General features: G+C 69.7%; 7 protein-coding genes. 3 read left to right on the top strand and 4 right to left on the bottom strand.

Annotated features, from left to right (window positions below):
• Positions 1 to 253 precede the first annotated feature (253 nt).
• Positions 254 to 1309: an SIS domain-containing protein gene (locus tag G6045_RS38210; RefSeq protein WP_165336842.1), complete on the top strand. Its 1056-nt coding sequence runs from the start codon at positions 254 to 256 to the stop codon at positions 1307 to 1309.
• A gap of 23 nt (positions 1310 to 1332) precedes the next feature.
• On the opposite strand, the gene G6045_RS38205 is transcribed toward G6045_RS38210, so the two are convergent.
• Positions 1333 to 2097, bottom strand: coding sequence for an SDR family oxidoreductase (locus tag G6045_RS38205; RefSeq protein WP_165336844.1), 765 nt, complete (start codon positions 2095 to 2097; stop codon positions 1333 to 1335).
• Positions 2098 to 2190: 93 nt separating this feature from the next.
• On the opposite strand from G6045_RS38205, the gene G6045_RS38200 reads away from it, so the two are divergent.
• Both G6045_RS38200 and G6045_RS38195 read left to right on the top strand, forming a co-directional pair.
• Positions 2191 to 2880, top strand: coding sequence for a TetR/AcrR family transcriptional regulator (locus tag G6045_RS38200; protein WP_165336841.1), 690 nt, complete (start codon positions 2191 to 2193; stop codon positions 2878 to 2880).
• A 393-nt stretch (positions 2881 to 3273) separates the two neighbouring features.
• Entirely contained in the window at positions 3274 to 4740 is a 1467-nt protein-coding gene (locus tag G6045_RS38195; RefSeq protein ID WP_165336843.1) for a sensor histidine kinase, read from the top strand.
• Between the two features lie 168 nt (positions 4741 to 4908).
• On the opposite strand, the gene G6045_RS38190 is transcribed toward G6045_RS38195, so the two are convergent.
• The 3 genes from G6045_RS38190 to G6045_RS38180 all read right to left on the bottom strand — a co-directional run.
• On the bottom strand, positions 4909 to 5166 hold the full coding sequence (locus G6045_RS38190; protein ID WP_052576829.1) for a WhiB family transcriptional regulator: 258 nt from the start codon (positions 5164 to 5166) through the stop codon (positions 4909 to 4911).
• Positions 5167 to 5482: 316 nt separating this feature from the next.
• Positions 5483 to 6451, bottom strand: coding sequence for a diacylglycerol/lipid kinase family protein (locus G6045_RS38185; protein WP_165336840.1), 969 nt, complete (start codon positions 6449 to 6451; stop codon positions 5483 to 5485).
• Positions 6452 to 6553: 102 nt separating this feature from the next.
• The coding region (locus G6045_RS38180; RefSeq protein ID WP_165336839.1) for a hypothetical protein at positions 6554 to 6931 on the bottom strand (378 nt) is incomplete at its 5' end.

Here is a 6931-nt window from a genome sequence, read left to right as displayed (position 1 = left end):
GGGCGGGCGCGGCTTGGCAGGGCGAGGCGCGGGGCGGGGCAGTCACACAGTCAGGCGGTCCGCGCCCTACCGCGCCCCGCCACCACCAGCCCCGCGCCTCGCCCCAGCCTCCGCCGCGCGGCCGGGCACGGTAGCGGCAGCGCGGCCGGGCACAGACCGCGCGGCGTACCCCGGCCGATGGCCCCCATCAAGCAGCACTCCCGCGCCTCCCGGCGCAGACTGGGGGAAGGCCAACCCGGGAAGGTAACCCAGCATGTCGCCCCTCAGTGAGCAGGCCGGCCGGATCATGGCGGCCGAGATGGCGGAGCAGCCCACCGTGCTGCGGCGGATTCTGGAGCAGGGCGCACCGAGGATCCGCGCCGTCGCCGAGCAGATCTCCGCCCGCAGCCCCCGTTTCGTGCTCCTCACCGCCCGCGGCACCTCCGACAACGCCGCCCTGTACGCCAAGTACCTCCTCGAGATCCGGCTCGGTCTGCCCTGCGGCCTCGCCTCCATGTCGACCACGACGGCCTACGGCGCCCGCCCCGACCTGCGCGATGTCCTGGTCATCACGGTCAGCCAGTCCGGTGGCTCACCCGACCTGGTCGACTCCACCAAGGCGGCCCGCGACGCCGGAGCGATCACGCTCGCCGTGACCAACAACCCGGACTCCCCGCTGGCCGCGGTCTCCGAGCACCACATCGACATCCTCGCCGGCCCCGAGAAGGCACTCCCCGCGACGAAGACCTATACGGCCTCCCTCCTCTCGCTCTACCTCTTCGTCGAGGGCCTGCGCGGCGGCGACGGAGCCGAGGCGGCCGTACTGCCCGACCTGGCCGCCGAACTCCTCGCCCGCGGGGACGAGGTGAAGCAGCTGGCCTCGCGCTACCGCTTCGCCGAACGCATGGTCATCACGTCCCGCGGCTACGGCTATCCGACCGCCAAGGAAGCCGCCCTCAAGCTGATGGAGACCAGCTACATCCCCGCCCTCTCGTACTCCGGCGCGGACCTCCTGCACGGCCCGCTCGCCATGGTCGACAACATCTCCCCGGTGATCGCGGTCGTCACGGACGGCAAGGGCGGCGAAGCCCTGCAGCCCGTCCTCGACCGCCTCCGCGGCCGAGGCGCCGATCTGGTCGTCATCGGCCCACGGGAACAGGTCGCCGCCGCCTCGGCCGGCTTCGAACTGCCCACCGCCGGCCTGGCCGAGGAGCTCCAGCCCATCCTGGAAATCCTCCCCCTCCAACTCCTCGCCTACGAGGTCACCATCGCCCGCGGCCAGGACCCGGACGCCCCCCGCGCCCTGGCCAAGGTCACCGAAACCCACTGACGCCGCCGCATCTGTGCACGCCCCTAAGCCAGCGACCCACCCGTCGCATCGATCCACTGCCCCGTCACCCACCTCCCGTCCTCCGACGCGAGGAAGGCCACCACATCCGCGATGTCCGACGGCGCCCCCACCCGGCCGAGCGCGGACATCGAGGCGGCGTTCGCCCACGCCTCGTCGCCGGCGCGCAGCCAGTCGGCGTTGATGTCGGTGTCGACGATGCCAGGCGCCACCGCGTTCACCGTGATCCCGCGCGGCCCGAGCACCTTGGACAGATCGCGCGTGAAGACGTCGAGGGCACCCTTCGTCATCGCGTACGCGACCAGATGCGGCATGACCGACGCGTGGGAGAGCCCCGACGAGACATTGATGATCCGCCCGCCGTCCCGCAGCCGCTGCGCACCGAGCTGGGTGACGAAGAACGGCGCCTTGGCGTTCACCGCGAACACCCGCTCGTACTCCTCCTCCTGGAGCGTCGCGAAGGGCTCGCTCACCCCTATCCCCGCGTTGTTGACCAGGATGTCCAGCCCCTGAGCCTGCCGGTCGAACTCCGCCCACAGCTGCGCCGCGTCCCCCGGCACCCCGAGCTCCGCCCGTATCGCGAAGGCCGAACCGCCGGCCTCCTCGATCGCCGTGACCGTCTCCTTGGCCGCCGTCTCATTGCTCCCGTAGTGCACCGCCACCCGCGCACCGTCCCGCCCGAGCCGCTCCGCGATCCCGCGTCCGATACCGCGGCTGCCACCCGTGACCAGCGCTGTCTTCCCCGTAAGCCTGCCTGCGAGCACGCCCATGACTGCGTCCCTCATTTCGCTAGTGGTCGCTACAGAAAGAAAGCTAGCCCACGCCGCCGTAAGATTTCTAGTGCCCGCTATAGAATTCACTCCATGGTGGAGAAGCACGCCGACAAGCAGCAGGACGGCAAGCAGCAGGCCGAAGGCCCCAGGGCCGGCTCGAAGCCCCGCGGCCGCCCCCGCTCCTTCGACCGGGCCACGGCGCTCGAGAAGGCGCTGCAGATCTTCTGGGAGCGGGGGTACGAGGCGACCTCGGTCTCCGACCTCACGCGCGCCATGGGGATCGGGCCGCCCAGCCTGTATGCCGCGTTCGGCGACAAGCGGTCGCTGTTCGCCGAGGTCCTCGTCGAGTACGGACGCACCCACGGGTCGGTCGCCGGCCGCGCGCTCGAAGGCGAGACCACCGCCCGCGCCGGGTTCGAGCGGATGCTGCGCGAGGTGGCGACCGCGTTCACCGAGCCGGGGCATCCGCACGGCTGCCTGGTGATCCACGCGGCGACCAACTGCACCACCCCCGAGGTCGAGGAGTCCCTGCGGGCGCAGCGCAACGCCAATATGGCCGATTTCGAACGTCGGATCAGGGTCGATATCGCGGCCGGCCACCTGCCGTCGGATGCGGACGCCCGGGTCCTGGCCCGCCACGTCGCCGCCGTTTTCCAGGGCATGTCCCAGCAGGCCCGCGACGGTGCGAGCGCCGAGGAACTGGAACAGGTCGCCCAACTGGCCATGCGCGCCTGGCCCCCCGCGCCCGCCGCCGCCGGGAGCGGATCCGCGGCGAGGTGAACTTTTTCCCGCGACGGGACGTTGGAGAAAGAGACGAGAACAAACATCTCCCGACGCATGGACATCGGATAATGGTCTAGTCCACAATGCGGGGTGGGGCCCAGGCCCCGACGCAACCACAAGCTTCCGCTCTTCCCGCACAGAAGAGCGGAGTGGGGTGCAGCGCTCTCTGCCCTGACTGCGCGCGCACCCCCACTCGGTCCGTGGGTCCGCACACCCGGTGGCCGATGCAACTCCGGGCTGCGGTGCCGGGCGGGCTGAGGGTCCCTCCCAGGCGCCGCGGCCCGCGGGTGTTTCCGGGCCCGTACGGGACGCTCCAGCACCGGACCAGCCCAGGCCCAGCGCCCCGGACACCCGTCGTGGCGGCCAGGTACGCTCGCACACGTGCCCTCCATGAACGATCTCGTACGCCAGCACACCGCCCTCGGGGACACCGACCTCGAGTGGCTGCATCTGCTGGTCTCGGAGTGGCAGCTGCTCTCCGACCTCTCCTTCGCCGACCTCGTCCTGTGGGTCCCCACCCGCGATGGCACGCGCTATGTGTCGGTCGCCCAGATGCGCCCCAACACCGGCCCCACCTCGTATCAGGACGACATGGTCGGGCACCTCGTGCCGCGCGGCCGCCGGCCGATGCTCGACGCCGCGCTCGACGAGGGACGGATCGTGCGCGAAGGCGATCCGGAATGGCGCGAGGAGGTTCCGGTCCGCGTCGAGTCCATTCCCGTACGCAGGGAGGGCCGCGTCCTCGGCGTCATCGCGCGCAACACGAACCTGCTCACCGTGCGCACCCCGAGCCGTCTTGAACTGACGTACCTCCAGAGCGCCTCGGACCTCGCCCAGATGATCGCCGCCGGCTCCTTCCCGTTTCCGGGGCAGCAGGTCGACATGGATGCGTCGCCGCGTGTCGGTGACGGTCTGATCAGGCTCGACGCGGAGGGCCTCGTCCAGTACGGATCGCCCAACGCGCTGTCCGCGTACCACCGTCTGGGCCTGGCGGCGGACCTGGTGGGCCAGCATCTGGGCAAGGCCACGGCCGAACTGGCCCCGTCCCGCGGGCCCGTGGACGAGGCCCTGGTCAAGCTGGCCAGCGGCTGGGCCCCGCGCGAGACCGAGGTCGAGGGCAACGACTGTGTGATCCAGCTCCGCGCGATTCCGCTCAAGCCGAAGGGGACGCGGATCGGGTCGCTCGTGCTGCTGCGCGATGTCACCGAACTGCGCCGCCGCGAACGCGAGTTGATCACCAAGGACGCCACCATCCGGGAGATCCACCACCGGGTGAAGAACAACCTCCAGACCGTGGCCGCCCTGTTGCGGCTGCAGGCCCGCCGTATCGACTCGCAGAGCGGCCGCGAGGCGCTCGAAGAGGCGGTACGGCGCGTCGGCTCCATCGCGATCGTCCACGAGACGCTGTCCCAGAACCTGGACGAGCGCGTCGAGTTCGACGAGATCGCCGACCGCGTGCTCGCGATGGTCGCCGAGATCTCCCCGGGCAAGGTCACCGGCCGGCGCACAGGACGGTTCGGCATCCTGGACGCGGAGGTCGCCACTCCGCTCTCGATGGTCCTCACCGAAGTCCTGCAGAACGCCCTGGAGCACGGCTTCCGCGAGGGCGAGACCGGCACCGTCGAGGTCTCCGCGGTACGCGGCGGCACCAGCAAGGACGCCCGCCTCCTGATCACCGTCCAGGACAACGGCGTCGGACTGCCCGAGGGCTTCGACCCCAAGCGCGCCGGCAACCTCGGCCTGCAGATCGTCCGCACCCTGGTCGAGGGCGAGTTGGGCGGCTCTTTCGACATGCTGCCCGCGCCCGAGCGCGGCACCCAGGTGCTGCTCGACATCCCCGTACGGCCGCAGAAGTAGCCGCGCCCGTACGGCACTTGGACAGCAGAAAGCCCCGAACCTGTTGGTCCGGGGCTCAAAGCTTCAAACGGCTCTGCGCGTTGAGGGTACTGCGCGCTGCGGCTCGGGGGCGGGAGATGCGTACTCGCTGTACGCGCCGCCGGGCTCAGGTCCGTTCGGGGTGGAGCGTCAGGCAGAAGCCTGACGGGCTCGGTTGCGGGCGGCGCGGCGCTTCATCGCGCGACGCTCGTCCTCGCTGAGGCCACCCCAGACGCCGGAGTCCTGGCCGGACTCGAGCGCCCACTGCAGGCACTGCTCCACGACGGGGCAGCGACGGCAGACGGCCTTGGCTTCCTCGATCTGCAGCAGCGCAGGACCGGTGTTGCCGATGGGGAAGAACAGCTCAGGGTCTTCCTCACGACAAATGGCGTTGTGGCGCCAGTCCATGGCTGCTCCATCTCCTAGGTGTTGCTGGCAGGTTGCTTGTGAATGTGAACGCTTTCACGAATCCCCCCGCAAGTGAAGGGCCGATACCAGTTTCCTGGTGTAGGTCCTGTGAGAGAGGAGGGGTTCTGGCTCTCCGTGGGGCTGATGTTGCGAGCCGCGTCGAGCGCCAAGAAGAGATTCGCAAACCTCGACGGCGGATACAACCCCTTCTGGAAAGTTTTTTTTGATTCCTCGGTGTCGGCTAGCTCACAGCCGTACTTCCATGGGGTGGACCCTGGTTTAAACGTTCGAGTGAAAGGACTTTAGGCCCTTCCACTCACACAATCACACGCAGTGCACGACGTACGCCTGTGAAGGTGACGCTCGTACGAAGCCCCAAGTGGTCACCGTCCATCTGGAAGGGCAGTGGGGCCTTTGATTGCAAGGTGAAGTCCGTCAGATCGTGCAGCAGCTCCGCGTGCTTGCCACGGGGGCCGCGCTCGGGGGTCGAGGTGAGCAGCTGGGTGGCGTAGCGGGCCATCGCCGGGGTCGACAGCTTGCTCAGGCCGAGCACGTCGAGGCCGGTGTCGAAGGAGGCCCGCGGGGACGCGTAGACCGGGCGATTGCCCAGGTAGGTCCAGGGGGAGGTGTTGCAGACTATCGACAGCACAAGATCGCTGACGGGGTCCTCGCCGGGGCGACTGAGCGTGATCGTTCCGTGCCGGCGGTTGGGCTCGTCGAGGAACTGGCGGACCATCTGCCGTACGTAAAGCGCATGGGTCGAGCGCTTGCCGCGTTCCCGTTGCTGTTCGACTCGTCCGATGACGCTGGCGTCGAATCCGAGGCCGGCGCAGAACGTGAACCAGCGCGCCGGCACCCCTTCGTCCTCGGTGCCTTCCGTGCCGGAGGCCAGACCGAGGCCGACAGTGCGCTGACTCCCCGTACGCAGAGCGTCGAGGAGGGCGCCGGTGGATTCGACCGGGTCGTTCGGGAGGCCGAGGGCGCGGGCGAAGACATTGGTCGAGCCGCCGGGGACGACCGCGAGTCCGGGAAGTGACTCCGGACGGGGGCCGTTGTGCAGCAGTCCGTTGACGACTTCGTTGACGGTGCCGTCGCCGCCGAGGGCGACGACCAGCTCGATGTCCTTGCTCTCCGCGGCCTGGCGTCCGAGATCTCTGGCGTGGCCCCGGTACTCCGTGGTGACCGCCTCGAGTTTCATCTCGCTGGCGAGGGCGTGGATCAGTACGTCACGGGTGCGGGCACTGGTGGTGGTTGCCGCCGGATTGACCACGAGAAGTGCACGCATGCGAGGAAGGGTACCTAGCGGTCTTGATCTCGCCCATACCTAGGGTCCCGATACGGGGTGAGGGCGCTGACACGGCCGGGGTGCGGTCGCCGTCGGACGAGGTCAGGTTTCGCGGGGGCCGATGCCGAGGGCCTGGGTGGTGGCCGGGTTCAGGAGCAGGGCCAGGGTCGTGACCGCGACGACCGCGAGAGCGATGCCGGCGGGGATGGCGATGCTGTCGGCCTGGAGGAGTTGCCAGGCGACGGGGAGGGCGAGGATCTGCGTGATGATCGCGGGGCCTCGGCTCCAGCTGCGGAGTTTGAGGAGGCCGCGGGCGGCGAGCAGGGGGATCGCGGCGAGGACGATCAGGGTGATGCCGCCGGTCTCGGCCTGCGTCGCGTTCCCGACGTTGCCTGCCAGGCCCTGGATCAGCATCCAGGCGCCTCCCACGACCAGGGCGAGCCCTTCGAGCGCGGCAAGCGCCGCGGCTGCGGTCAGGCG

Origin of the sequence: Streptomyces mesophilus (assembly GCF_011044995.1) — a bacterium.
Lineage (GTDB): Bacteria > Actinomycetota > Actinomycetes > Streptomycetales > Streptomycetaceae > Streptomyces > Streptomyces mesophilus.
Note: the sequence above shows the minus strand (reverse complement) of the source record. Positions and strands in the feature narration are given on the sequence as shown.

What these genes read in the sequence shown, in the direction of transcription:
- G6045_RS38210 (WP_165336842.1), top strand. Translation starts at nt 254, where the DNA reads ATGTCGCCCCTCAGTGAGCAGGCCGGCCGGATCATGGCGGCCGAGATG.
- G6045_RS38205 (WP_165336844.1), bottom strand. Translation starts at nt 2,097, where the DNA reads ATGGGCGTGCTCGCAGGCAGGCTTACGGGGAAGACAGCGCTGGTCACG.
- G6045_RS38200 (WP_165336841.1), top strand. Translation starts at nt 2,191, where the DNA reads ATGGTGGAGAAGCACGCCGACAAGCAGCAGGACGGCAAGCAGCAGGCC.
- G6045_RS38195 (WP_165336843.1), top strand. Translation starts at nt 3,274, where the DNA reads ATGAACGATCTCGTACGCCAGCACACCGCCCTCGGGGACACCGACCTC.
- G6045_RS38190 (WP_052576829.1), bottom strand. Translation starts at nt 5,166, where the DNA reads ATGGACTGGCGCCACAACGCCATTTGTCGTGAGGAAGACCCTGAGCTG.
- G6045_RS38185 (WP_165336840.1), bottom strand. Translation starts at nt 6,451, where the DNA reads ATGCGTGCACTTCTCGTGGTCAATCCGGCGGCAACCACCACCAGTGCC.